The organism is Streptomyces sp. NPDC028907 (assembly GCF_055564995.1).
In genome coordinates this window covers 958,372-983,151 of the sequence record NZ_JBVHVE010000001.1, presented here as the reverse complement: position 1 = coordinate 983,151, position 24,780 = coordinate 958,372, and the positions used below count along the sequence as shown (strand labels likewise).

Annotated in this window: 19 protein-coding genes; 7 read left to right on the top strand and 12 right to left on the bottom strand. The window is 72.7% G+C overall.

Annotated features, from left to right (window positions below; all coding sequences use genetic code 11):
* Positions 1–5 precede the first annotated feature (5 nt).
* A complete protein-coding gene (locus ACZ4UU_RS04325) occupies positions 6–1,010 on the bottom strand; it encodes a Bug family tripartite tricarboxylate transporter substrate binding protein (RefSeq protein WP_468036369.1) in 1,005 nt (334 codons plus the stop codon).
* 97 nt (positions 1,011–1,107) lie between these two features.
* Here ACZ4UU_RS04325 and ACZ4UU_RS04320 point away from each other — a divergent pair, with 97 nt between their 5' ends.
* Both ACZ4UU_RS04320 and ACZ4UU_RS04315 read left to right on the top strand, forming a co-directional pair.
* The gene (locus ACZ4UU_RS04320) at positions 1,108–2,796 is read left to right on the top strand and encodes a sensor histidine kinase (RefSeq protein ID WP_468036368.1); all 1,689 of its coding nucleotides are present in this window, start codon (positions 1,108–1,110) and stop codon (positions 2,794–2,796) included.
* Positions 2,797–2,809: 13 nt separating this feature from the next.
* Entirely contained in the window at positions 2,810–3,493 is a 684-nt protein-coding gene (locus ACZ4UU_RS04315; protein ID WP_468036367.1) for a response regulator, read from the top strand.
* A gap of 20 nt (positions 3,494–3,513) precedes the next feature.
* Here the strand turns inward: ACZ4UU_RS04315 and ACZ4UU_RS04310 are convergent, their stop codons facing one another.
* From ACZ4UU_RS04310 to ACZ4UU_RS04270, 9 genes are all read right to left on the bottom strand, one after another.
* The gene (locus tag ACZ4UU_RS04310; protein ID WP_468036366.1) at positions 3,514–3,816 is read right to left on the bottom strand and encodes a DUF1876 domain-containing protein; all 303 of its coding nucleotides are present in this window, start codon (positions 3,814–3,816) and stop codon (positions 3,514–3,516) included.
* 355 nt (positions 3,817–4,171) lie between these two features.
* Positions 4,172–5,254 (bottom strand): rod shape-determining protein MreB, encoded by a 1,083-nt coding sequence (mreB, locus tag ACZ4UU_RS04305; protein WP_468036365.1) that lies wholly within the window; start codon positions 5,252–5,254, stop codon positions 4,172–4,174.
* Positions 5,255–5,482: 228 nt separating this feature from the next.
* Complete coding sequence (locus tag ACZ4UU_RS04300; RefSeq protein WP_468036364.1) at positions 5,483–10,561, bottom strand: SAV_2336 N-terminal domain-related protein; 5,079 nt, start codon at positions 10,559–10,561, stop codon at positions 5,483–5,485.
* Positions 10,551–11,555 (bottom strand): AAA family ATPase, encoded by a 1,005-nt coding sequence (locus tag ACZ4UU_RS04295; protein WP_468036363.1) that lies wholly within the window; start codon positions 11,553–11,555, stop codon positions 10,551–10,553. The genes ACZ4UU_RS04300 and ACZ4UU_RS04295 overlap by 11 nt, the downstream gene beginning before the upstream one ends.
* Positions 11,556–11,586: 31 nt before the next feature.
* Positions 11,587–13,278: a VMAP-C domain-containing protein gene (locus ACZ4UU_RS04290; RefSeq protein WP_468036362.1), complete on the bottom strand. Its 1,692-nt coding sequence runs from the start codon at positions 13,276–13,278 to the stop codon at positions 11,587–11,589.
* Entirely contained in the window at positions 13,275–13,625 is a 351-nt protein-coding gene (locus ACZ4UU_RS04285) for a CU044_2847 family protein (protein ID WP_468036426.1), read from the bottom strand. The genes ACZ4UU_RS04290 and ACZ4UU_RS04285 overlap by 4 nt, the downstream gene beginning before the upstream one ends.
* Before the next feature lie 103 nt (positions 13,626–13,728).
* Positions 13,729–15,174 (bottom strand): carboxyl transferase domain-containing protein, encoded by a 1,446-nt coding sequence (locus ACZ4UU_RS04280; protein ID WP_468036361.1) that lies wholly within the window; start codon positions 15,172–15,174, stop codon positions 13,729–13,731.
* Positions 15,167–16,612, bottom strand: a complete 1,446-nt coding sequence (locus tag ACZ4UU_RS04275; RefSeq protein ID WP_468036360.1) for an acyl-CoA synthetase — start codon at positions 16,610–16,612, stop codon at positions 15,167–15,169. Before ACZ4UU_RS04275 ends, ACZ4UU_RS04280 begins: the two co-directional genes overlap by 8 nt.
* Positions 16,613–16,679: 67 nt before the next feature.
* The gene (locus tag ACZ4UU_RS04270; RefSeq protein WP_468036359.1) at positions 16,680–18,077 is read right to left on the bottom strand and encodes an SLC13 family permease; all 1,398 of its coding nucleotides are present in this window, start codon (positions 18,075–18,077) and stop codon (positions 16,680–16,682) included.
* 216 nt (positions 18,078–18,293) lie between these two features.
* Here ACZ4UU_RS04270 and ACZ4UU_RS04265 point away from each other — a divergent pair, with 216 nt between their 5' ends.
* Entirely contained in the window at positions 18,294–18,986 is a 693-nt protein-coding gene (locus ACZ4UU_RS04265) for a FadR/GntR family transcriptional regulator (protein WP_468036425.1), read from the top strand.
* Positions 18,987–19,046: 60 nt separating this feature from the next.
* On the opposite strand, the gene ACZ4UU_RS04260 is transcribed toward ACZ4UU_RS04265, so the two are convergent.
* On the bottom strand, positions 19,047–19,196 hold the full coding sequence (locus ACZ4UU_RS04260) for a S1 RNA-binding domain-containing protein (RefSeq protein ID WP_468036424.1): 150 nt from the start codon (positions 19,194–19,196) through the stop codon (positions 19,047–19,049).
* 83 nt (positions 19,197–19,279) lie between these two features.
* Here ACZ4UU_RS04260 and ACZ4UU_RS04255 point away from each other — a divergent pair, with 83 nt between their 5' ends.
* Positions 19,280–20,164 carry an ATP-grasp domain-containing protein gene (locus ACZ4UU_RS04255; protein ID WP_468036358.1) on the top strand — a complete coding sequence of 295 codons (885 nt, stop codon included), beginning with the start codon at positions 19,280–19,282 and terminating at the stop codon, positions 20,162–20,164.
* 14 nt (positions 20,165–20,178) lie between these two features.
* Here ACZ4UU_RS04255 and ACZ4UU_RS04250 read toward each other — a convergent pair whose 3' ends face one another.
* The gene (locus ACZ4UU_RS04250; protein ID WP_468036357.1) at positions 20,179–21,267 is read right to left on the bottom strand and encodes a hypothetical protein; all 1,089 of its coding nucleotides are present in this window, start codon (positions 21,265–21,267) and stop codon (positions 20,179–20,181) included.
* Between the two features lie 192 nt (positions 21,268–21,459).
* On the opposite strand from ACZ4UU_RS04250, the gene ACZ4UU_RS04245 reads away from it, so the two are divergent.
* The 3 genes from ACZ4UU_RS04245 to ACZ4UU_RS04235 are packed head-to-tail and all read left to right on the top strand — an operon-like array spanning position 21,460 to position 24,778.
* Positions 21,460–22,716: a toll/interleukin-1 receptor domain-containing protein gene (locus ACZ4UU_RS04245; RefSeq protein WP_468036356.1), complete on the top strand. Its 1,257-nt coding sequence runs from the start codon at positions 21,460–21,462 to the stop codon at positions 22,714–22,716.
* Entirely contained in the window at positions 22,713–23,666 is a 954-nt protein-coding gene (locus ACZ4UU_RS04240) for an AAA family ATPase (protein ID WP_468036355.1), read from the top strand. Before ACZ4UU_RS04245 ends, ACZ4UU_RS04240 begins: the two co-directional genes overlap by 4 nt.
* The gene (locus tag ACZ4UU_RS04235) at positions 23,663–24,778 is read left to right on the top strand and encodes a hypothetical protein (protein ID WP_468036354.1); all 1,116 of its coding nucleotides are present in this window, start codon (positions 23,663–23,665) and stop codon (positions 24,776–24,778) included. Before ACZ4UU_RS04240 ends, ACZ4UU_RS04235 begins: the two co-directional genes overlap by 4 nt.
* Positions 24,779–24,780: the final 2 nt, after the last annotated feature.

The window sequence follows — 24,780 nt, the reverse complement described above, 5'->3', positions numbered from 1 at the left end:
GGAGCTCATGCCAGCCCGAGCTCGGCCAGCAGGTCGGCGACCGCCTTGTCCTGCTCGGTCAGATAGGTGCCGAACTCGTCACCGGTGGAGAAGGCGTCGACCCAGCCGTTCTTCTCCAGCTGCGCCTTCCACTCCTCGGAGTCGTGCATCCTGGTCAGCGAGTCGACCCAGGTCTTCTTCTGCTCGGCGGTGATGCCCGGAGGGGCGACGATGCCGCGCCAGTTGGTGAAGACCAGGTCGATGCCCTGGTCCTTGAGCGTGTGGGCGTCCTTGAGCGCGTCGATCGGCTTGTCGCTGGTCACGGCGAGGACCCGCACCTGTCCGGCCTCGATCTGGTCCAGGAACTCACCGAAGCCGCTCGCCCCGAACGCGATCTTCTCCCCGAGGATCGCCGGCAGCAGCTCGCCGCCGCCGTCGTAGGAGACGTAGTTGACGTCCTTCGGCTTGATGCCGACGGCCTTCGCCAACTGCATCGGCAGGAGGTGGTCGGGTCCGCCCGGCGAGGAGCCGCCGCCCACGGCGAGCTTCTTCGGGTTCTCCTTCCAGGCGGTGACGAGGTCGTCCATCGTCTTGTACGGCGAGTTCTTCGGCACGACGATCGCGCCGGCCTCCTCGATCAGCTTGGCGATCGGCGTGGTGTCCGTCAGGGTCGCCTCGGACTTGGACGTGTACGAGGCTCCGACGACACCCAGGCCCATCTGCATGGCCATCTTGCCGTTGCCCTTCTCGTTCACCAGGCGCTGCAGGCCCACGGTGCCGCTGGCGCCGGGCAGGTTGAACACCTGGACGCCCGAGGCGACGTCGGTGTCCTGCATGACCTGGGTGACGGTGCGGGCGGTGAGGTCGTAACCGCTGCCCGGGGTGTTCGGGACCATGAGGCGCAGCCCCGTCACGGGCTTGCCGTCCCCGCCCCCGCCCTCCTCCTTGTCGGCGGTGGCGCCACAGGCGCTGACCGCGACCATCGACACGGCGGCAAGAGCTCCGACAACTGCGGCTCGTCGAGTTCTCATGGCTCATCTCTTTCGCTCGGCCCGATCCGGCGCCATGATTGTGCGATTCCTGAGACACCCCGTCTCGGTTCTGTGACCATTGAAGGTTGAGTTCATAGTGGTCATAACGGCACGACAAAAACGGAGCCAACGGCACGGACGGAGCCAGACGCTCGCCGGTGAGCTGCTCGTATGGCAGCTCGCCATCGTCGTGATCGTGCTGGCAGCCGTGGCCGCGGTGTCGCTGGCGCAGTCGAAGGCGACCTTCGACCGGGTCGAGGGACGCCGGGTGACCGCGCTCGCCGAGGAACTGGCGAGCAACCCCCTCGTGCGCACCCAGCTGGTCAGGCCCGCCCCGGCCGAGATGCTCGCGCCGCTCCTGCAGTCCACGCTCACCCGGTCCGGCGTCACCTCGGCGACCGTCGCCGACGCCGACGGGAAGATCGTCGCCTCGACCAACCCCACCCTGGTCGGCACCCGGATGCCGTCCGACGGCCCGCGGATCACCGAGGGCCGCGGCTGGTCCGGCGAGCTGCCGGTGAACGGGGTCACCGAGCTGGTGGCGCAGGCGCCCGTACTCGGCGCGGAGGACGGTCACCACCTCGGCACCGCGATGATCGGACGCGCCTCGCCGTCGGTCTGGCAGCGGCTGGTGGGCGCCTCGTCCTATCTGCTCGTCTACCTCGGCGTCGCCAGCGTCCTCGGGATCGCCGGCTCCTGGCTGCTGGCCCGGCGGATCAAACGCCAGACCTTCGGCATGGAGCCGCGCGAGATCGCCGGGCTCGCCGAACACCGCGAGGCGATGCTCTTCGGGATCGCCGAGGGCGTGGTGGCCCTCGACCCGCAGCAACGCCTCACGCTCGTCAACGCCGTCGGCCGCGGTCTGCTGGACCTGCCCGAGAACTGCGTCGGGATGAGCCTGGCCGACCTGGGCATCGAGGGGCGGCTGTACGACGTCCTGGCCGGGACCGCGCGCGAGGACGAGCCCGGCGACCTCGCGCGCCGCGACGAGGTCGTCATACGCCGCGGCCGGGTCCTCGTGATGAACCGGATGGACGTCACCAAGGACGGCCGCCGCCTCGGCTCCGTCACCACCCTGCGGGACCGCACCGAACTCGCCCAGATGGAACGGGAGTTGGGCTCCTTCCGCAGCACCACCGAGCTGCTGCGGGCCCAGGCCCACGAGTTCTCCAACCAGCTGCACACCATCTCCGGGCTCATCCAGATCGGCGAGCACGACGAGGTCGTACGGTACGTCCGCGCCCTGCGCAGACACCGTGAGTCGCTCGACCTGAACCTCTCCAGCCGGGTCCGCGACCGGGCCGTCGCCGCGCTGCTCATGGCCAAGTCGGCGCTGGCCGCCGAGCGCAAGGTACGGCTGAAGATCTCCGAGCGCACGGCACTGGACCGGCTGGAGCCGACGGACTCCGCGGACGTGGCGACCGTCCTCGGCAACCTCGTGGACAACGCGGTCGACGCGGCCGCGAGCGGCTCCAGAGCCGAGGGCGGTGACCCCGGGGCGTGGGTGGAGGTGGAGCTGCGCCAGGACGCCTCCAGCGTGGAGATCGTCGTACGGGACTCGGGGCCGGGCGTGGCGCCCGAGCTGGCGCAGGAGGTGTTCCTGCACGGGTTCACCACCAAGGCCGCACAAGGCGGCGACCGGGGGATCGGCCTGGCCCTGACCCGGCTGGTGTGCAAACGCCGGGGCGGCGAGGTGTCGGTGGCCAACACGCCGGTGGGCGCCATGTTCACCGCCCGGATGTCCGTCGGCAGTCCGGCCGACCGAGTGACGGAGGGGGTCAGATGACGGAGAGAGCCCGATGATCGATGTGCTGATCGTGGAGGACGACTTCATGGTGGCGCGGATCCACCGCGGATTCGTCAACGACGTCGACGGGTTCCGGGTGATCGGCGCGGCGAACTGCGGCGAGCAGGCGCTCACCGCGGTGGCCGAGCTGCAACCGGACCTGGTGCTGCTCGACCTCTATCTCCCCGACATGTTCGGGCTGGAGATCATCCCCCGGCTGCGCACCGCCGGGCACGACTGCGACGTCATGGTGATCAGCGCGGCACGCGAGTCCGACGCGGTGCGCGGGGCCGTGCGCCAGGGGGTCGTCGACTATCTGCTGAAGCCGTTCGACGCCGACGACCTGCGGGCCCGCCTGGAGCAGTACGCGGCGCGGCGCAGCAACCTCTACGCGGCAATCGTCAGCGGACAGTCCGACGTGGACCGGGCACTGGCGCGCGGCGCGGCACCGTCCGCCCCGGCGGCCGCCCTGCCCAAGGGTATGAGCGTGGAGACCGCCGAGCTGATCGAACGCGAACTGCGGGCTACCGACGGCAGCCTCTCCGCCGCGGAGTGCGCGGCGCGGCTCGGGGTGTCACGGGTGAGCGCCCGGCGCTATCTGGAGCACTTCAGTGTCACGGGGCGGGCGGAGGTGTCGCTGCGGTACGGGCAGGCGGGCCGCCCGGAACGGCGGTACAGCTGGGTGGACAGGCTCTGAGGGGCCTCAGCCGCATCGGCCTACGGCCTCTCCCACGCCCGGCTGCCGCCCTGGTCGGCCGGGCCGGCCAGTTCCACGATGTCGTCGGAGGCGATGTCGTGCAGCCTGATCGCCAGGTCCTCCAGGGCGCGGCTGGCGGCGAGTTCGTCGCCGATCTCCGGGATGGGCCGGTCGATCGGATTGCGGTGGGCCACGCCCCGGCCGGTGACGGGCGAGGCGTCCTCGGCCGCGTCCTCGGTGGTCAGCACGGCCTCGGCGCGGGTGTCGTCGCCGTCCTCGGTGATGTGGATCCGGACGGTCCAGTCCTTCTGCTTGTCTGCCATCGAGATCACTTCCGTACGGGTTGGGGGCCCTACAGACGAGCGTGCGCCTGTTGCCGGGCCGGGTCCAGCGCAGGTCGGCGGCCCGCTCTCGGGGGCGGTCTCATCCGGGAGAAGCAGCCGCGCGCCCATCCGCTCCTCCCACGGAGGCATGACAAGTGCCTCCGTGGGCACGATGTGCCGAAAGGTTGCGGAGAGAAGGCTGGTCGCAACGGACCCGAGATACGAGGAGGGCGCCATGAACCGCCAGACCCACGTTCGCGTTCGTGTCACCCGCCGGCCCGCCGCTCCCCGTGACACCAGGGGCGAGATCGACCGGCGCACACCCTCGGGGCGGATCCTGCCGTACTAGCCCGGCTCAGTCGACAGGATCCCGGTCCTGGTCCTGGTCCCGGTCTTGGTCCCGGTCTTGGTCCCGGTCCAGCTTCATGGCCTCGATCTTGCCCTCCAGCATGGTGCCGAGGCCCTGTACGGCGCAGACGTCGGGGCGCTCGGCGATGTGCACGGGCATGCTGGTGGCCTGCCGCAGCATCTCGTCGAAGCCGGGCAGCAGCGCGCTGCCGCCGACCATCATGATCCCGCGGTCGGCGAGGTCGGCGACCAGATCGGGCGGGCAGTCGCGCAGCACCTTGCCGATGCTGTCGAGCACGGCGGTGAGCGGGGTCTGGATGGCGTCCCGTACGGCGGCGGTGTCGACCTGGACGGAACGGGCGAGCCCGGTGCAGACGTCGCGGCCGTGGATCTCGGTCGAGGTCGGGCCCTGGGGGGTCAGCCCGTTGCCGGACAGGGCGAGCTGCAGCGGGCGTACGTTCTGGCTGGGCAGCATCAGCTCGTGCTGGTGCCGCAGATGCTGCACGATCGCGTGGTCCACGGCCTCGCCGCCGACGCGGATGCGTTCGGCGGTGACGATGGCGCCGAGGGAGAGCACGGCGACCTCGGTCGCGGCCGCCCCGCACACCATGATCATGCTGGCCTCGGGCTGCTCGACGGGCAGTCCGCACCCGACCGCGGCCGCGATGAGGGTGTCGACGAGTTCGACGCGCCGGGCGCCCAGGCCGACCAGGGTCTCGATGGCGGCGCGCTGGGCGAGCGGGTCGGCGTCGTGCGGCGTGCAGACGGCGGCCCGCAGGAAGGGCTTGCGGCGCAGGGCGCGGCGCATCTTGTCGCCGAGCAGGTGCCGCAGCATGCGCTGGGCCATCTCGATGTCGACGACGGTGCCGCCCGAGACGGGCCGTACGACACGGATGTAGTCCGGGGTGCGGCCGGTCATCCTCTCCGCGAACTCGCCGACCGCGATGAGAGCGCCGGTCCGGGTGTTGACGGCCGCGGCTGAGGGCTGGTCGACGACGAGTCCGGCGCCCCTCACATAGACGCGGGTCCTGGCCGCCCCCAGATCGACGGCGAAGTGGCAGCGGCGGAGCTGCTCCAGCGTGGCGGTCATGGGGGGTCCTCCCGAAGACGCAGACCATGGGTCCGCCGGGTGGGTGGCGGGCCTCGCTTGGGGTGTGGGGGGTCGTGATCGCGGGCCCGCCACGCGGCGGGCCTCCTTGACATCGATCGTGCGGTCTGCCTAGTGGGGGGCGCCTTTTGGAGGGGGCCGGGTGGGGTGCGGCTGAATGGGGGTTGTTCGTCGTGTCCGATACAACGATCCGTCAGGGGCCTGGCCGCCCTACCGCGAGCGCGCTGCCGTGAGCAGCGGACGGAGGCTGGATACGAGGAGCACGTCGCCGTCCGTCCCGCGCAGCCGCGTCCGGGTCTGTTCGTCCGGGCAGACGCCGATGAACGGCATGCCGACAGCGCGAGCGGCGAGCTGTTCGGCGACGCCGGAACCGATCAGCACGCAGTCGGCGGCACGCGCACCGAGCCGGTCCAGGGCCTGGCGGAGGACGTACGGGTCCGGCATCAGACGGCCGAGGTCCGTACCGCGGCCGTGCACACCGCCGGGGACATGAGAGGCCAAGCCGCGCCCCGCCAGGTATCTCACGGCCGCCTCCCGCGCCCGGTCGGTCACCACGGCCGGGCGGGCCCTGCCCGCGTACAGGGCCTTGACCAACTGGTCGGCCGAAGGAGCGGGCCGCGCGGCACCGGCGGCCAGGATGTCGTGCCGGTCGACGCGGCCGCGCACTTCCTGGGCCAGTTGGTGTCCCGCGAACGCCCGCAGCAGGTCGAGGGAGTCGGCGTGGCTTCCCAGCGCCTGGAAGGGACCCGGCCGCCCGAGCACCGGCCGCCCGGACAGCGCGTCGTCCGGGTCACGCTCCTCCGTGATCAGCAGGGCGGCATCCCGCAGGACCTGCCTTTCCTCGCCCGCCGTGTACAGCCGGGTCAGCACCCCGTCGAAGCCGAGCAGCACGGACTCGGCGTGGACGATCAGCTCCGACGCGTTGGGCAGGGCGGGGCGGGCCCAGTGCGCGAGCCCGCCGGCCGCCGCGGTCCGGAACACGGTCGGCAGGGACCAGTGGACGAGGTAGCCGGGCACCTGCTTACCGGCCAGCGCTTCCGTGAGGTCGTTGCCGTACGCGCCTCGTGCGTCGAGCAGCGTGGCGGTGAGCAGTTCGGGCAGGTCCAGGTCCGGACTGTGCGCAGCCGCAACGGGGTCGCGGACGCGCCACTTCACCGCGACGCCCGGTACGTCCGCTGGCGCCAGGTGACGCTCCGCCAGGTCGACCACGAAATACCGCCACCCCGCGCGGACATGCGAGGGTGCCGCGTGGACGACCGCGAAGTCCGCCGGGACCAGCGCGCCGCCGGGCAGCCTCATGACGATCCTGGATTCGCTCGACTGGAGCGGCAGCCGACCGTCACGCTGCATGGGGAAGGGCCCCATCACGGCGTTCTCGGCCGTGCGCTCGGAGGGGCCGGTGGAGGCCGGGTCGCGCGGCACGTCCGTCATCACGACCACCACGGTCGGGGCGGACGGGTCGGGCACCTCGGCGGGGTGGACGGTGCGGTACCAGCCCGGAGCGAGTCTCAACTGCGTGAACCGGTCCGTGCCGGTGGAGCTGTCCGCGAGTTCCACGAAGTGCCAGAACTCCGACACGGCGATGATCGCCTGCTGCCCGGACAGGTTCAGCTCGGCCATGACCGCCTCGGCGGCGGGTCGGTCGCTGTGATCCTCGCTCTCGTCCTGCCCCGAACCCACGCTGTGCCCGAACTCCGCCTCCCAGAACTCGACCCGGAGACGGCGGCCCTCCAGACGGCCCAGCAGTTCCGCCAGCCCGGCCACAGTGATCCGCAGGAGGGGGGACGCGTCCACGAACGGCCGCGCCAGCAGCGTGAAGCCCCGATCCGTGTCACTGAGCACGTACTCCGCGGCGGCGAGCCCGCTCGCCTCCAGCAGAATCGTGACCAGGCGGCGCAGCTCGGCGCGCGCGTCCTCGGTCGGCGGGCCGTCCACGAACTCGAAGCAGACGCAGTCACACCGGTCGATCTCCGGCTCGTCGTCGGGCTCGAACTCCGCGGGCTCGTCGTAGGCGTCCTCGACGTCCTCGGCCAGCAGAGTGTCTTCGACGGCGAACAGGCTGTCCGGTACGTGGTCCTGGGGGAGCGGGGTGTTCTCGGACAGCTCTTCCCGGAGCCTCGGGTGGTCGTCCTCCGGAGGGATGAAGCCCTCGGGCAGCTCGTCGGGAGCCGTGACGAAGCCGTACGCGATGTCGGTGTCCGTGGCCGTACCGGAGGACTCCTCGTACCCGGCGCCGTCCGCCGAGCCGTCCGGAGCCTCGCCGAACTCGTCACGCAGCTCCCGCCCCAGGGCCAGCAGTTCGGGGTTCTGCCCGCCGGACAGCTCGTACTCCTCGTACACCTCAACGGCTTCCTCGACCCGCCCCTGGCGCCGCAGGGCGGCGATGTAGAGGCGACGCAGGTCCTCTCGGGCGGGGTGGTCGTCGACGAGGCCGGCCAGGTCGACGGCCGCGCGCTCGAACTCGCCGATCTCCAGGTCGAGTTCGGCACGCGTCGCGCACAGGGAGAGGCGGAGCTGGAGGAGCCGTGTGCGGGCGGCGTCGGCGGCGGGGCCCGGGATGCCGTCCAGAGCGGTGCCACGCCACAGACTCAGCGCCTCCTGCGTGGCCTCGCGGGCGGAGGAGATGTTCCCCGCCGAGCGTTCCGCCTTGGCGCGCTCCACCAGGTGCTGGCAGGCGATCACGTCCACGGAGCCCGCGCCGGCCCGCAGGGCGTACCCGTCGGACCGTCTCACCAGTACGCCGGGGCCCAGCGCGTTGTGCAACCGCGACGCGTAGGTGCCTACGAGAGCCGTCGCGCGTGCGGGGTCGTCATGCCGGCCCCAGATGCCCTCGACGAGCTGGGCGTGGGTCACCGTACTGCCGTTGTGCAGGATGAGCATGGCCAGCATGGCCTGCTCCTGCGGGGAGCCCTTGGCGAGGGGCCGGCCGCCCCGCGTGATGCGGAGCGGGCCGAGGAGGGAGAAGCCGGTGCGACGGGCGTCCCCGAGCGTGGGCAGGCGGAGGAGTCGCTCGACACCGAGCCGCTGGGTGTCGGCGTCCTCCGAGGTGAGCTCCGCGACAGCCGAGTCGAGTTCTTCCGCGAGCCACTCGGGCACGGACAAGTTGTCCAGGGGGAGCGGGAGTTGCTGACTGTCGGGACCGTCCGTACCCCGGTGCATGGTGCGCACGATGTGTCCCAGGGCCCGTAGATCGTCCTGGCGGCTCGCGGTGCCGTAGGACATGGCATCCAGGCAGGAGAGGACCGGGCCGTGCGCGGTGATGATGACATGCGACGTGTCCAGCCCACCGTGTGGCCGGCCCTGGGTGTGCAGCGCGTCGACCGCCTCGACGAGCGGGGGGACGAGGGCGAGGAGTTCGTCACCGGGGAGGCCGTGGCGTGAGTGCTTGAGCCGGTTGCGCAGGTTGCGGCCGTCGACGAACTCGCGTACCAGGTACGGGACGTCGTCCTCGGTGCCGAAATCCCGGACCGTGCCGATACCGGGATGACGGATCCGGCTGAGCCGTCGGGCGATGTCCGGGAAACCCGCGCGGAACCACTGAGGCGGACGCGGGTAGGTGCGCACCATGACCTGCTCGTCGCCGTGTCGGGTGTCCGACGCGAGCCAGTGCGTGCCCGTAGCGTCCAGCCGCCTGACCAGACGGTAACGCCCGGCGGCGATCAGGTCTCCGGGACGCCGCCAGTTCGTCTCGGTCGCCTCGGTCGCCCCGGGCTCGTCGGACAGCCGCCGTACGCTCTCCGGGTCGACCGTGGCGAACACCTCGCCGTCCGCCTCGGTCCGGGTGCCGGACGGCGCCGGGACCAGGGCCCGGAACTCACCGGGCGCCAGACCTGCCCGGGTGTCGATCAACGCCCCGAGATCGGCGAGCAGTTCGGTCGTCCGTACGCGAGCCGTCCGCGGCAGGCTCCGCAGCAGCAGCTCCGGCACCCCGTCCCGGAACGCGTAGGAACCGGGCGGGCCGGACACGCCGGTGAGCATGCCGCTGAGGATGACCTCCGCGAGGTGCTGGGGGCGGGGGCGCGGTTCGAGGGTGGCTTGGACCAGCCGCATCACCGGCAGGTCGGGTCGGCCCAGCGCGAGATGGCCGGCCAGCCGGAACGCCGCCGGGGAGGCCGTCGCGCGAAAGCGCAGGACCAGTTCCTCGGGGGACTGGGTGGTGAGGTCCGTACGGTCGTCGGAGCCGGCCGTCGGCGGTCCGCTGAGCCGGGCCGCCGCGCCGGGAACGTCCCGGCCGCCCGGCGACGCGACCAACGAGGCCCAGTTCACCAGCCAGTCCGGGCCCGGCTCCAGCACCGGCACCACGACCGCGTCCTCGGGTTCGCCGTCCGGCGCGTCGTACGGCAGGAACGCCAGTGAGGCCGAGGGCGCCGCCGGATGAGGTGCCGACAGCCGGCCGGGGGAGGCGGGCAGGGCCGTGTCCCGCCACAGGTGTTCCGGCAGGGGCTGTACGACGGCCAGCGGCATCCGGTGCGCCCAGCGGCGCAGCGCGGCGAACCAGCGCGGGCCGACCGGGCCCTGCCGCCACTGCGGGCCCATGCAGTCGCTGACCAGCAGGGTGACCGTACGGCCGTCGGTGGGTGTCGGGATGCCGGGGCGCACGGTGCCGTCGGGGTCGGCGCGGTGCAGGGCGACCGTGCGGAAGACCCCCGACTGGCAGAGCATCGTGTGCAGTTCGCGGATCAGGGGGCGCCACACCGCCATGGTGGGGCCGGCGTCGTACACCAGGTTCAGCCGCAGCCACCGCTCCCGCGCGGGGCGCAGCACCGGCAGCCACCACTCGGGGGCGGCGCCCAGCCGGGCGATGCGGTCGGCGGTGGCCCGCTCGTCCAGCTCGACGCGGTCGGGCGCGTCGGTACGGCGTTTGAGCGGGCGCAGTGAGCGCTGCAGGGCCAGGGGGTGGCGCAGCATCGGGGGCGCCGGGGCAAGGAGGGCGGCGTGGGGCGCGGCGGGCGCGGACGGGGCCGGGGCTCCCCGGGGAGCGGGGAGGTGGAGCGGGGTGCGCGGGGCGGGTGGGGCCTGCGTCGGGGCGGGCCGGGGTGGCAGAGGGCCGGTGTCGGGCGGCGACGCGGGCGGCGGGGGTGGTGCCGGCGAGGGGGCGTCAGGGGGCCGTACCTCTTCGGGGCCCGAGTCGGGCGCCTGCGCGGGCGGCTCCGTGGGCTCCATCCGGCGGGCCAGCCACAGCAGTTCGGCCAGTTCGAGCGGGGTCGGGCGGACACCGCCGCCCGCCTCGGCCAGGACCTCGGCAAGGCGGACCAGCGGCGGGCGTCGACCGGCGCGCTCAGAAGACATCGGTCGGGGACGCCTCGCTCAGATACGGCATCAACTGCTCGGCCAACTCGTCCAGGGACTCCACGGCCAGGCCCGATGAACGAGCCAGGTAGATCGCGTTGAGAAGCTGGTCGGTGGCCAGGTCGCCGCCGCCCACCCGGGACAGGAAGCGGCTGATCAGCGTCTGCGCGTAGGCGTCGGGCTCCCCGTCGAAGTGGGCGCGGACGATGTCGGCGAGATGACGGTCGTCCGGCTGTCGCAGGCGCAGCGTGACACAGCGGCGCAGGAACGCGGGCGGGAACTCGCGCTCACCGTTGCTGGTGAGGACGACGAAGGGGAAGGCCCGGCAGCGGACCCGGCCTCCCTCCACCGCCACTCGCTGGTCGGCGCCGTCGATCATCACCTCGGCGGTGGGGTGGTCGCGCGCGGCGCGGATCAGCTCGGGGATCTCGTACTGTCCCTCCTCCAGGACGTTCAGCAGGTCGTTGGGCAGGTCGAGGTCGCTCTTGTCGATCTCGTCGATGAGCAGAGCCCGGGGGCGGGCGTAGGGGAGGAGGGCGGTGCCCAGCGGGCCGAGACGCAGGTGGTCCTCGATGCCGATCTCCGCCGCGGGTGCGTTCCTGGCCGCGTACAGCCGGGACAGCGGGTCGTACTGGTAGAGGCCGTCGTGGAGCGTGCTGCGACTGGTGATGTTCCAGCGCAGGACCGGGCCGAGGCCCAGCTCGCGGGCGACCGCGTAGACCAAGGAGGACTTGCCGGTGCCGGGCGGGCCTGTCACCAGCAGCGGACGCCTCAAGTAGAGAGCCGCGTTGACCAGTTGGACCGTCTGTGCCGTGGCCTGGTACGTCTCCGCGCGGTGGGTGCGGTCCGGGGAGACGGCGTCGGCGTCGGTGGCCGTGTCCGGAGTGTCGAGCACCGGCCCGCCGTTGAAGGCCCGCCAGGGCGGGGGCGGCGGCAGCCGGGTGATGCCGTCGTGCGGCTCGTTGGTGCCGGTGTAGACGGGCCACAGGGGCATGGGTCTCTTCTCCGTTGGGGGCGGGGCCGGCTCAGGCGACCGGGGAGTGCAGGCCGGCGGCGGGTTCGGGGAAGCAGCGTGGGTCGTCCCACAGCAACTGGACGTCCTTCGCCCAGTGCCGTTCCGGATCGTCGTCCGCGTCCGCGGTCTCCCGGAGCTCCCTGACACGTCGGGGAAGCTCGATGGGCGGTGTGCCGGCGACCGAGGCCGTGAGTGCGTCGAGGAACGCGGCACCGGAGCAGGGGCCCTCGTGCCCGGCGTCGGCGCACCCTGAGCGCGGCCACAGCAGCACCGGCACCGGGGTGTTGAGGCCGACCTCGAAGTACGGGCGCGCGGCGCTGGGCGGGAAGGAGAAGCCGGCCAGGTCGGCGTCGGCGTCGCGCAGCCGCTTGCGCAGGCTCGGCGGGCGCTCCGCCGATCCGCAGCGCACTCGGTGCAGCCGCGTCTCGGAGCGGGCGTCCAGCTTGAGCCACTTCTTGGCGAGCTGATGGCGCAGCCGCCCGCTGCGGTGCCGGGACCGGTCCACCACGACGAGCGGATAGGCGCAGCCCAGGGGCGTGGAGTCCTCCGCGCCGCACTCCCAGCGCGCCACGGGCTCGTTCAGCCATTCACGAGGCAGTACGAAGGTGATCAGCTCCTCGGCATCGGGCGCCAGCTGCGTGAACGCCTCGTCGATCTGCTCCTGGACGTACGCCCGAACGGCACCGCGCGCGAGCCGCCGCGCGCTCACGCGCCGGCGGTGTCCCTCACGGTAGGCGGACACTTCGACGGTGACCTGGTCGCTACCGGCCCCGCTGTGCTCGATCTCGACCAGGATCGGCGACCACGACGGGGAGGTGGCAGCGGCAGACGCGGTGGCAGCGGCAGCGGACTGGGGGCACGGAGGGGCCAGCAGCCTTTGGAGCCGGTCGGCGAAACGGGTCACCGCCTCGGCGCCGGGCACCTCCCACTGCACATACCCGGCGGCCGCGCCCAGCGAGGCGAAGCCGCCCTCCGGCAGCGGCGGGCCGAAGGGGCCGACGGCATCGACGTAGAGCCGGTTCGCGTCGCATTCCAGCCCCTTCGCCACCGCCCGGCGCACCAGCGTGTACAGCCGTCGTACGGCGTCGGGGTCGTGGTCAGGGGTGGGCACCCGCTCGCCCAGCTCGGGCCAGTAGCGGGCGATGACCTGGGTGGGCAGCATCCGGCCGACCCGGATGTCCCGCGCGCTCGCCACGGCGGCCACCATGCCGACCACCCGGCCGTCCGCCAGCGTCACCGCCGCGCCGCTGAACCCCGCGGCCAAGGGCTGCCCGTGGGCCGTCACGGCTTCCAACTGGCGCCACTCGTCCGAGACCAGTGCCCCGGGCAGGGCCTGGTACCGGGCGAGCATGCCCTCGTCGTAACCCCGGGGGAAGCCGTACGCCACCAGCGTGGGGGCGGGGTCGCCCAGTTCCGCGCCCGGCGGTGCGAACTCGACCGGCGTCAGCGGCACTTCGTGGTCGAGCTCCAGGACGGCCAGGTCACCGGGGTCGGCCGCACCGCCCGACCAGCCGCCGTGGACGGCGACGGTGGCCGGAAGCGGGCTGAGCTCCCTGCTGTTGGGGAAGGACACCGTCACCGCCGACGTGTCGCTCCACCGTACGACGTGCGCGCAGGTGACCACGCGGCGCGGGGAGACCAGGAACCCCGCGCCGACCTCGTTCCCACAGGCGATCCGGGCGTGCCAGGCTGCGTCGCTCATGATTGAGGGGCGGCCTGCGGACCCGCTGCCGCCCGGTCGGGTGACCAGCTGAGCTTCACCACCAGGTGGCCCTCCGTCGAACCCTTGGCGATCACCGCCCCGGCCTCCGCCGTGAGCTTCACGCCGAACTCGAGCTCCACGGAGTCGGGTTGGAGCGAGCCGTCCCGGAAGACCCGCAACGCGGAGTCCGCGGCCGCGCGCACACCGTCCAGGGCGTTCTCGAACGTGCGGGTCGCCCGGGCGGGGCCGTCACCGCGCGAGACGAGTCGCGCGCCGGCCTCGTCGTCGACGCCCTCCACGACGACGCGCGCGCCGCCGTCGGTCTCGAACTCCATCAACCCGTCCATGGCGCCGCCCGCTCCCCCGTGGTGTGTGACCTCGACGAACTCCATTGTTACGGACGGTGCTTGGTGATGTCGCGGGTTCGGATGGTCGGATCCGCCGCGGGGTTCAGGACGCGCTCCCGCTCGACGCGCCGACGACTCCCCGGATCACCCCCAGCTCCACCAGGTCCTGCGGCCGGATCCGCAGTTGGTCCGCCGTCGCCTCCACCTCCCGCGGCCCCCGCTTGAGGATCGCGGCCGCCATCTCCGGTGCGATGACGGAGAAGTAACTGTCCGGCGTGGCCCAGGTGTTGCCGGGCGCCGCCAGGGCCAGCGCCCCGCCCGAGCCGCCCTCGCCGATGACCAGCGTGGTGATCGGGACACGCGCCTCGGCCACCGCCCCGAACAGATCCGCGATCGACGCGCCCACCCCCTGCCGCTCGGCCTCCGCGTCATTGGCGGCCCCCGGCGTGTCCACCAGCGTGAGCACCGGGATGCCCAGCCGGTCCGCGAGCCGGATCAGCCGGGCCGCGGTCCGGAAGCCGGCCGGGCGGGTCGCCGTGCCGGTCTGCGCGGCGTACGCGACCGTACGGCCCTCGTGCGCACCGAACCCGCAGAGCATCCCCTCGGGATCCGCGCCACCGCAGCGGTCGCCGCTGATCGGGACCCGGTGCTCGAAATAGGCCGCCAGATACGCCTCCGCACGCGGACGCCGAGCCGCCCGAGCCCGCTGAACCGCGTCCCAGCCGGTCGCCGGGAGGTCACCGGCGCCGAGGGGGGCCGGGGGCGGGGGCGCGGCTTCGTGGGGTGCGGGGTCCTGCCGCGCAAGGGGCGTCGCCCCTGGAGTGTCCTGGACTGTCGACCGGGCTGCGCCCTGCGCTGCCGCGCCCGTCAGCAACCCCAGCCACCGCCCCAGCACCCCTCGCAACTCCTCCGCCCGGACCACCGCGTCCACCGCCCCCGTCGCGACCTGTGCCTCAGCCCTGTACGCCGTCGGGTCGGCGTCCGGTGGGCGGACCCGGGAGCCGGCGAAGCCGATCTGGGCGGTGGGGAGGGCGAGGGTGATGTCGGCGCCGGCACCGAGGGTGGCCCAGCCGCCGCCGGTGGTGGGGTCGCGGAGGATCGCGATCTGGGGGAGGCCGGCCTCCCTGGTGAGTATCGACTGGCGGGCCACGCGCTGGAGTTGGGTGAGGGCGAGCATGCCCTCCTGCATCCGGCTGCCGCCCGTGGCGACCAAGGGGACGACCGGGAGGCGGTGGGCGCGGGCGTGGGCGTACGCCGACTCCAGCCGGTCGCCGGTGCGTTCGCCGAGCGAGCCGCCCAGGAAGCCGAACTCGAACGCCAGCAGGACGGCCCGCGTGCCCGCCACGGTCGCGGTGCCGCAGACGACCGACTCCGCCTCGCCGGTGCGCTCCCGGGCTCGGGCGTGGGAGGCGTCGTAGCCCTGCCAGGACAGGGGACCGTCCGGCTGCCCGGAACCGGACTCGCGTTCCGGCGCGGGGAGTTCGGTGAACGAGGCCTCGTCGGCGACCACGGCGATGACCTCGCGTGCCGACAGGCGCCGCTCAGTCATGGGTCAGGGCCCGCTTCATGATCTTCCCCATGTCGTTGCGCGGGAGGGAGTCCAGGTAGTGGACCTTGCGGGGGCGCTTGTGGGGGGCCAGGCGTGCCGTGACGTGCGACGCCAGCTCCTCGGCCGTGGGCGGCGATCCGGGGTCCGCCGGGACGATCCACGCCACGATCCGCTCGCCCAGGTCCGCGTCCGGCTCCCCGGTGACCGCCGCCTCCCGCACTCCGGGATGTTCGAGGAGGGCGTTCTCGATCTCGCCCGCCCCGATCTTGTAACCCCCGCTCTTGATCAGGTCGGTGGCCTTACGTCCCACGATCCGCACGTATCCGTCGGGGTCCCGCACCGCCATGTCACCCGTGCGGAACCAGCCGTCCGCCGTGAAGGCCGCGGCCGTCGCGTCGGGGCGGTTCAGGTACTCGGTGAACAGGTTCGGGCCGCGCACCTGGATCTCGCCCACGGTCTCGCCGTCGTACGACGCGATCGGCGTCCCGTCCTCCTCCACCAGCCGCAGCTCCACACCGGGCAGCGGGACGCCGACCGCGCCGGGCCTCGGCTCGCCGTCCGCCCGGACGCTCGTGTTCATCAGCGTCTCCGTCATGCCGTACCGCTCGACGACCCGCTGCCCGGTCGCCGCCGTGATCCTTTCGTGGTCGTGCACGGGCAGCGCCGCCGAGCCCGAGACCAGGAGACGGGCCTTGCCCAGCGCCTGCGCCAGAGCGGGGTCGTCGGGGAGGGCCTGGGCGATGCGGTGGTACATCGTCGGCACGCCGAACACCATGGTCGCGCCGTCGTTCAGCTCCCGGGCGACTCCCTCGGTGCTGAACCGGCCCAGATGCCGTACGGATCCGCCGCGGCGCAGCGGGCCGAGGATGCCGAGGACCAGGCCGTGGACATGGAACAGGGGCAGACCGTGGACCAGTACGTCCTCGGCGGTCCACTGCCAGGCGTCGGCCAGCGCGTCCAGGGTGTGGGACACGGCCCGGCGCGGGAGCACCGCGCCCTTGGGCGGGCCGGTGGTGCCGGAGGTGTAGACGATCAGGGCCGGGTCCTCGTCGGACGCCGGTGCGGCGGCGAGCGGACCGGTCGCCCGTACGTCGACGTCGATACGGTCCAAGGCGGCGAGGGAAGCCGGGAGTTGGTCCCCCGGCGCGGCCAGCACCAGCGACGCCCCGCAGTCCGACAGGATGTGCCCGAGCTCCTTCTCCCCGGACTTCGGGTTGAGCGGTACGGCCGCGACACCGGCCTCCAACGCCGCCACCACCGCCACGGCCGTCTCCAGCGACGGGGTCGCCCAGACGGCCACTGTGCCCGCCCCGCCGATCCGCGCCGCGAGGGCACCGGAGGCGGCGCCGAGCCCGCCGTACGTCAGGGAGCGGTCACCGAACCGCAGGGCGGCTCGTTCCGCCGGGGCGCCCGTCAGGGCCGGGAAGAGAGAGGACACGCGTCGTACTCCTTAGGTGATCGACTCAACTGCTCGACTGTTCCGCACGGTTGCCGTCGTCCCCGGCCTACCCCCAGCCCGGCACGACCAGTGCCAGCCACACCACCGCGGGCACCGCCGCCACCACGATCCCTCCGTACACCATCAGCTGCCGGAAGAAACGCTCACGGTCCACGTCCGGAGCCGCGGCCAGCACCAGCGCGCCGTTGGTGGAGAAGGGGCTCACGTCCACGACGGTCGCCGACACCGCGAGCGCCGCCACCATGCCGACCGCCCCGATCTCGCCCTGCGCCAGGAACGGCACGGCCAGCGGGATGAGCGCGCCCATGATGCCGACGGACGAGGCGAACGCGGAGACGATCGCGCCGATGTAGCAGAGCAGTACGGCGGCCAGCAGGGGGACGCCGATGCCGCCGACGCCCTCGCCGGCCCAGGTGATGGTGCCCATCTCGTCCAGTACGCCGACGTACGTCAGCACACCGCAGATCAGCAGCACGGTGGGCCAGGCGATCTCGCCGACCGCCTTGCGGCTGTCGTCCGGCCAGACGGCGCTGAGGAGGACGGCGAGGGTGATCGCGGTCAGGCCCGCGTCCAGGTCGAAGACGAGGACGGCGACGACGAGGGCGATCAGGGAGAGGAGGGTGGCGATTCGGGGTGGGGTGAGGGGCAGGGTGGGGGCGGGGGTGGTTTCGCGGGTGACGGTTGTGGTGGTTGTGGGGGAGGGGTGGGGGGCGGGTTCGGTCGTCGTCCCTGTGCTGGTTCGCTGTGGCTGGTCGCGCCCACCCGGCGGTAGCCGCAGATCGATTGCGGCCCCGCGCCCCTTGGGGGCGTTGTCGGCGTCCTTGCCCGGTGAGTCCTGTCGCCACAGCCGCAGACCCCCGCATACGACGAACACCACCCCTGCGATGACCAGGTTGGCGAAAAGCGAGGCCAGGAACAGCGTGACCTCGTTGCCCGGGAGCTTCTCGCGTTCGACGATGCCGTTGACGATCGAGCCGTAGATGCTGATCGGGGAGAAGCCGCCGGCCTGGGCGCCGTGCACGACCATGGCGCCCATCAGCAGTGGGCTGATCCCGTACTGGGCGGCGAAGCTCAGCGCGATCGGGGCGACGATCGCCACGGCGGCCGGGCTGACGGCGCCGATGGCGGTGAGCGCGCCGGTGAGGGCGAACATCACCCAGGGGATGAGGGCCACGCGGCCCCGGACGAGCCGGACCGAGGCGTGCACCAGCCAGTCGGTGGTGCCGTTGGAGCGGGCGATGGCGAAGAGGTACGTGACGCCGACGAGGACGACGAACAAGTCGCCGGGGAAGCCGGCGAAGATGCCGTCCGAGTCGAGGTCGGCGACGAGGGTGCCGACTCCGAAGGCGGCGGCGAAGGCGAGCGCGCCCATGTTGATCGAGCGGGTGGTGGCGATGACGAACACCACGGCGAGGACGAGGATCGAGATGAGTTCGGGGGACATGCGGGCTCCCGTCGTTGGGTCCCGGGGCGGTGGCGATGGACGGTGAATGGCCGAGTGGCTGAGCCAATTCGGTCCGTTGGCTGGTTAGCGTGGGTGCGCGACGCGGGCACGTCAAGGGGGCGCGCGAAAATTGGCTCAGCCACTCGGCCACTCAATGCCCCGGTGCTACGCTCCCGGCGAGAGGGGGACCCCGTGACCGACGACGCCCTGCGCCCCATGACCAAGCAGCGCCTGTACGAGCAGGTGCTCGACCGGCTGCGCGCGTACGTCGCCGAGGGCGGCCTCGGCGCCGGGGACCGGCTTCCGACCGAGCGTGACCTCGCCCAGCGGCTGGGGGTCAGCCGGGCCTCCGTGAAGCAGGCGATCGTGGTCCTGGAGGTCCAGGGCCTGGTGGAGGTGCGGCACGGGGGCGGCACGTATCTCGTGCGGGACAGCCTCGACGTGGAGCCGGTGGAGCGGATGGTCGAGCGCCGCCGACGCCTGCCCGACGTCCTGGAGGCGCGGGAGGCCCTGGAGACGAAGCTCGCCGAACTCGCCGCCGAGCGCCGCACCGACGACGACCTCGCGGCGATGCGGTCGGCCCTCGCGCACATGGCGAAGGAGGTCGAGGACGACGGCCACGGAGTGGAGGGCGACCGGCTCTTCCACGCCGCGGTCACCGCCGCCGCGCACAGCAGCATCCTCGCCGAGTTCATGCGCTCCATCGCCGACCAGATCGCCGAGAGCCGCACCGAGTCCCTGCGCCAGCCCCACCGCCCGGCCCGCTCCCTCGCCCAGCACCAGGCCATCCTGGACGCCATCGCCGACCAGCGGCCCGGGCAGGCGGCGGCCGCCATGCGCCGCCATGTCCGTACGGTCGCGAAGGTGCGGCTGCTGGACTGGGAGCCGGAGGAGGAGCGGGAGGCGTAGGGCCGGCCGACTAAGGCGCGGGTCTGAGAACGACCCGGCGCCGGTGCAGGTTGACGTCGCTCACCTCGACGGACAACTCGGCGCCGATGCCGGGACGGCCGAACCGACGAGCGTGTCCCGGTGCACCAGCCCCTCCACACCCTCGGCGACGCGGACGAACACACCGAACGGGGCCGCCTTGGTGACCGCGCCGCGTACGACCCGGCCCAGGGCCTCGCGCGCGAACTCCGCCAGCGGGTCGGGGTCCGGTTACCCTACCGATCGCACATACGTCCCACCCTCAGGAGCCCGGCGTGCCCCGTATCGCCCTCGTCACCTGCCGCCCCGGCCCCGAGATAAGCGTCGACCGCGACCTGCCCGTGCTGGTGGGCGCGCTGCGGGAGGCGGGGGCCGCGGCCGACGCCGTGTACTGGGACGACGAGCGGACCGACTGGAGCGGGTACGACCTCGCGGTGATCCGCTCGACCTGGGACTACAGCTGGCGTGCGGCGGAGTTCCTGGCGTGGGCGGAGCGGTGCGGCAAGGCCACGCGGCTCGCCAACCCGGCCGAGGTGGTGCGGTGGAACGCCGACAAGCGGTACCTCGGTGAGCTCGCGGCCGCCGGCGTCCCCGTCGTACCCACCCGCTACCTCGCCCCCGGCGACGGCGCCGACGGCCTCCCCGTGGACCACGAGTACGTCGTCAAGCCGACCTCCGGCGCGGGCGCCCGGTTCGCCGCCCGGTACACCGCCGACGAGCACGACACGGCCGTACGGCAGCTCGCACGGATGCACGCCGAGGGGTTGACCGCGATGGTGCAGCCGTATGTGAAGGGCATCGACGTCAGCGGCGAACGGGCGTTGCAGTTCTACGGCGGCCGACTCCTGCACGCCAGTCGCAAGGGCGCCGTCCTCACCCCCGGGACGCCCTACGACGAGCACAAGGTCGCCCACCCCGGCCTGGAGCCCTGGGCCCCGACCCCGGCCGAACTCGCCGTCGCCGAACGCGCCCTGGCCGCCGTACCGCAGGCTCCGGAGCTGCTGTACGCGCGTGTGGACCTCGTCGACGGGGAGGACGGGCCGGGCGGCGAGCCGCGGGTCATGGAGCTGGAGCTGGTCGAGCCGAACCTGTTCCTTTCGCTGCACCCCGGGTCGCTGCCGCGGGTGGTGGAGGCGATCGTGGCGGCCGCGGCCCGCTGAGGCATAGGCCGCGGTCAAGCCCGGTCGGCCGGGCCGGGGCCGGGTGGCTGTCCGGACGGCGGCGCGGGAGGATCGGGGGCCGCGCCCGAGCGCAGGCGTTCGAAGACGAGGTCGAAGGTGAAACCGGCGCTGAACCCGAGGGGCAGCGTGAAGAACAGCAGCCTGCGCACGTCGAGTTCGTCGAGCAGCGAGGGCACCGTGAGCAGCTGCGACGCCACGTACAGCAGGACGGAGACGACCCCGGCGCCCAGCCCCCGTACCGCGGACCTCGGCCACTGGTCGGCGGCTTCGAAGGAGCTGCGGATCACCGCGCCGGCCATGGCGGCCAGCAGCGGCGTCACCACCAGCACCGCGAGCCGGCGGCCGGTCGCCGGGCCGGGCTCGCCGGCCAGCGCGAAGCCCAGCAGGGCGCACACCAGCAACAGCAGCGCCACCGTCAGGCCCAGACCGGTGGAGAGCGCGACCCGGCGCCCGGCGCGCTCGCGGTCCCGCAGCCACTGCGCGCGGCGCCGCCGCTGCCCGTCCAGGCACTCGACGAGCCGGCGGGCGGAGTCGGGCCGCCAGTCCTGCCCGAGGAGGGTGATGTCGTCGTCGGTCGTGTCGTTGCGGACCTTGTCGAGGTTGACCCACACCTGGCTCGCCCCACCGCCGAACGCAGCGACCGGGAGCAGCGGGATGCGCTGGGACAGGGCGATGACCCCGGCCACCCGGGTCGACTGGCCGCCGCCGACGAGCAGTAGCGCGTCGCAGGTGAGCAGCGTCCGGTAGAAGGACACCTCCCACTCCGGTCCGGTGTCCCGCACCGTGTGCACGGCCGCCGGACTGCCCTGCGGCAGGCCGAAGTCGGCGTCCCGGTGGCGCGGGACATGCGCGAAGACCGAGCCCTCCTCCTGGGCGTACCCGTGGACGACATCGCGCTCGACGTACTTCGGCTTGGCGGAGAACACGGCCAGGTCGTAACCGGCCAGGGCGAGTTGACGGCCCAGCTCGCGGCAGGCGGCGGAGGCGGACTCGGGCTGCTTCAGCTCCGGCGAATAGCTCCGGCCGGGCTCGACGCTGCCGACGATCGCGACCACCGGGCGTGCGCTTTCGGGCGACACCATTGCCGTTTCCCCGTTTCTCACTCGACCGGTTGGTCCGCTGCCACCGGGAGGCTTTCCGGTCGCCGGGCCGGCCACACGTGGCAGGGATATTTACGGACCGTCAATTCGTCGACATAGTGCCGAGTTGACCTATGTCCCTATCACCTGTCAACCTCTCCGTCCTACAGGGGCGGCTGAGTCCCTACTGGGCACGTGCGGCAGGACGGTAAGTGGTCGATGGCGATCACCTTCATCAGTCACAGCTCTGCGGAGACCGAAGAAGACCAGGCAAACGTCGATTCGGTGCGGGGCGAACTCAGAAAACGATTGCCGGACTTCGGCTGGGAAGTCCGGGTGGACGACCAACTGCCGTCCGGAGTGGACTGGCGGTGGGTTCTGCACCAGTGGCTCGACGAGTGTGACGCGGCCGTCGTCCTGGTGAACAGGGACTGGGTGAAGTCGCCCTGGTTCAAGCGCGAGGTCGAGATCCTGCTGCACCGACGGGCGGCGGGTGCCCGCCTGACCATCGTGCCCGTGGTGCTGAGGGGATACACGACGGGCGAGTTGCGTCGGTCGGGGATGTCCCGGCTCGCCGATCTGCAGTGCATCGTGCAGGAGGACACGGGAGGCGACGCTGTGGCCGCCCGTGTGGTCGAACGTCTCGGGGAGCTGGGCGCGTGCGCGTCCTCCGCGGCGATGCGCTCGATGACGGTCAAGATCGAACACTGTCTGGGCGAGGTGAACGACCGGTTTCCGCTGCGGAACATGGCCCGTGCGCTCGGCTCCACGACGGAGTGGATGTTTCCCACCGCTTCGGAGGGGCGCCGCCTCATCGCGCACCGGTGCCTGGCACAGGTGCCCACCCAGAGGGTGCCGGGGGCCGTGAAAGAGGTCGAGTTCTTTCTCGCACTGGACCGGCTCAACAACCTCATCAGCATGCTGCTGCCCACCTGGATCGACCCCGCGGGGGTACGGCCGCTGGTCTCCGGCGGCCGTCATGTGGTCGCGACCCTGGCCGGCGCCTGGACCGACACGGCCAGACAGCACATCCACCGCGCTTCGTACTTCTCGGGTGACTACTGCGTCCAGGCGGTCTCCCTGGTCGCGGGCGAGGCACAGGAAGAGGAGCACATGGAGGCCTGTTTGACGGCCGTGCGTGCTCTGCTCAAGACGGAGGACGAGAACGAGCTGCCCCTGGAGGGCCAGGTGCTGTTCCTCGTCATCGACCCCGCCGGCACCGAACTCGGCGTCGTCGGAAATCTGGTGCGTACCCTGATCGACCGCTTCTCCTGGCTGAACGTCATCGTCCTCACCAACCAGGACGACCCCGCCGGCCTGGGTGCCCAGCTCGGCCACACCCTGCACATTCCGCTGCACCCCGATGCCGAGCGGCGGGTGGCGCGCACCCGGCTGGCGCTGGACGAGATCCGTGCCAACCGCAACGGCCGCGGAAAGGACCAGGTGTGGTGATCTCGGAGCCGATCCCGCCGGAACCGAGCGCGCGCAACGCCCCCGATCGCCCCGACGGCCGGGCCTACGTCGTACGCGGCGATCTCGACCTGGCCGTCGACGTCGCCCTCGCCACCGGACGGCCGCTGCTGCTGCGCGGCGACCCGGGCTCCGGCAAGTCGTCGTTCGCCGCGCATGTGGCGTGGCAGAACGGCTGGGCGTACCACGAGCACGTGGTGACCTCCCGCACCCAGGCACCGGACCTGCTGTGGTCCTTCGACCACGTGCTGCGGCTGGCCGACGCCCAGGCCCAACGGCTCAAGCCCATCGAGTCGTATGTGGAACCCGGTGTGCTGTGGAAGGCGTTCGCGCCGCGCTCCGCCCGCGCCCACACCCTGCGCGCCCGCGAGGACGGCGCGTGCCTGGCCGTCGTCGGCCGGACCGGCGCGGCGGAAGCCACCGAGGTGCGCGCCCGGTCCGTCGTGCTGATCGACGAGATCGACAAGGCGGACCCCGAACTGCCCAACGGACTGCTCGTCCCGCTGGGTTCACGCCGCTTCACCCTCTCCCAGACCGGCCGGGACATCGAGCCCGAGGACGACGCCAAGGCCCTCGTGGTGATCACCACCAACGAGCAGCGCGAACTGCCCGAGGCGTTCCTGCGGCGCTGCCTGGTCGTGAAGCTCGAACATCCCGTACCGGAGGAACTGGTCGAGGTCGCCCGCGCCCATGTGGACGCCTATGACGGCCCCTTCACGGAGGACGACCGGTTCCTCGCCGAGGAACTCGCGGACGTGGTGCAGAGTCTGCGGCAGGACGCGGACAGCAGGGCGCACCGCAAGCCCAGCACCGCCGAGTTCCTGGACGCGTTCCACGCCTGCCGGCAACTGGGCATCCGGGTCGCGGACAGCGACGAGCGGTGGCAGACCCTGCGCCGGATGGCCCTGCTGAAGCAGGACAACGTGACGTGATCGGACACGTCCCCGAGATCTGGCTGGCCGACCTGGCCCGGGCCCTGGCCGCGGTGGGCGACGACCCTGCCCGGCGGCACCGGGTCGCCCGGCTGCTCGGCCTCGGTGACGAGCCACCGCCCACCGGGCCGCCGCCTGCCGGAGCACCGCATCCCGGACCACTGCCGGTCGCACCACCGCCTGCCGAACCACCGCCTCCCGGAGCACGCCAGACCCCGGCGCCCGGTGAGCCCGCGCACCCCCCGTCGGCCGAGGTGCCGCCTCTCGCCCCCTCGGCCGAGGACCCACCCCTCGCCCCGCCCGGCCGGCTCCCCGGCGACGCCGCAGCCCACCTTGGGCCACCGGCACCCGACACCGACCCGGTGCCGTACGTAGGCCGGCCCCGCCCGGTCGGCCCACCCGTGCTGAAACCAGTGCGCTACGACGCTCCCGACTCCACCGACTGGGAATCAGTCCGCACCCTCGACACGACCACCGACCGTCGTCGCACCGCCCGGCCACCGCTGGCGCCGCTGCTCACCGAACGGTCCTCCACCGCGATCCTCAACGCCGCCCTGACCACCCTGGTTCGCGACGACGGCGAACCCGACATCGACGCCCTGGTCGACGCCTTCGCCCGCGGCATCCCGCTCACCCGGCTGCCCAGGGCACCCCGCCCCACGCTCCGCTTCGGCGTCCAGGTCCTGGTCGACCAGGGCGACGGTATGCAGCCCTACCGTCGCGACCAGCAGGAACTCGCCCGCCGCATCACCGGCCTGGTCGGCGCCGAACTCACGCAGATCCGTTACTTCGCCGATGCGCCGAACCGGGGCACGGGCCCAGCCTCCCCGCGCACCTGGCAGCCGTACCGGCCGCCCAGCCCGGGCACGCGGGTGCTGCTCGTCTCCGACCTCGGGGTCGGCGGGCCCTTGCTGCATCCGTGGCGCGCCTCGGTCGCCGAGTGGTACCAGGTGTGCCACGAGATCGTCCGGGCCGGCTGCACGGTGCTGGCGCTGGTGCCCTACCCGGTCACCCGGGTGCCCCCCGAGCTGACCCCGCTGCTGGCCGCACTCACCTGGGACCGGACCACGACGGTGAGCACGGTCGCCGCACTGGTGGGACGCAGGCGGTGACC

Coding starts and splice junctions, on each gene's coding strand:
- ACZ4UU_RS04325 (WP_468036369.1), bottom strand. CDS start 1,010: ATGAGAACTCGACGAGCCGCAGTTGTCGGAGCTCTTGCCGCCGTGTCG.
- ACZ4UU_RS04315 (WP_468036367.1), top strand. CDS start 2,810: ATGATCGATGTGCTGATCGTGGAGGACGACTTCATGGTGGCGCGGATC.
- ACZ4UU_RS04310 (WP_468036366.1), bottom strand. CDS start 3,816: ATGGCAGACAAGCAGAAGGACTGGACCGTCCGGATCCACATCACCGAG.
- mreB (WP_468036365.1), bottom strand. CDS start 5,254: ATGACCGCCACGCTGGAGCAGCTCCGCCGCTGCCACTTCGCCGTCGAT.
- ACZ4UU_RS04300 (WP_468036364.1), bottom strand. CDS start 10,561: ATGTCTTCTGAGCGCGCCGGTCGACGCCCGCCGCTGGTCCGCCTTGCC.
- ACZ4UU_RS04295 (WP_468036363.1), bottom strand. CDS start 11,555: ATGCCCCTGTGGCCCGTCTACACCGGCACCAACGAGCCGCACGACGGC.
- ACZ4UU_RS04290 (WP_468036362.1), bottom strand. CDS start 13,278: ATGAGCGACGCAGCCTGGCACGCCCGGATCGCCTGTGGGAACGAGGTC.
- ACZ4UU_RS04285 (WP_468036426.1), bottom strand. CDS start 13,625: ATGGACGGGTTGATGGAGTTCGAGACCGACGGCGGCGCGCGCGTCGTC.
- ACZ4UU_RS04280 (WP_468036361.1), bottom strand. CDS start 15,174: ATGACTGAGCGGCGCCTGTCGGCACGCGAGGTCATCGCCGTGGTCGCC.
- ACZ4UU_RS04270 (WP_468036359.1), bottom strand. CDS start 18,077: ATGTCCCCCGAACTCATCTCGATCCTCGTCCTCGCCGTGGTGTTCGTC.
- ACZ4UU_RS04265 (WP_468036425.1), top strand. CDS start 18,294: ATGACCAAGCAGCGCCTGTACGAGCAGGTGCTCGACCGGCTGCGCGCG.
- ACZ4UU_RS04250 (WP_468036357.1), bottom strand. CDS start 21,267: ATGGTGTCGCCCGAAAGCGCACGCCCGGTGGTCGCGATCGTCGGCAGC.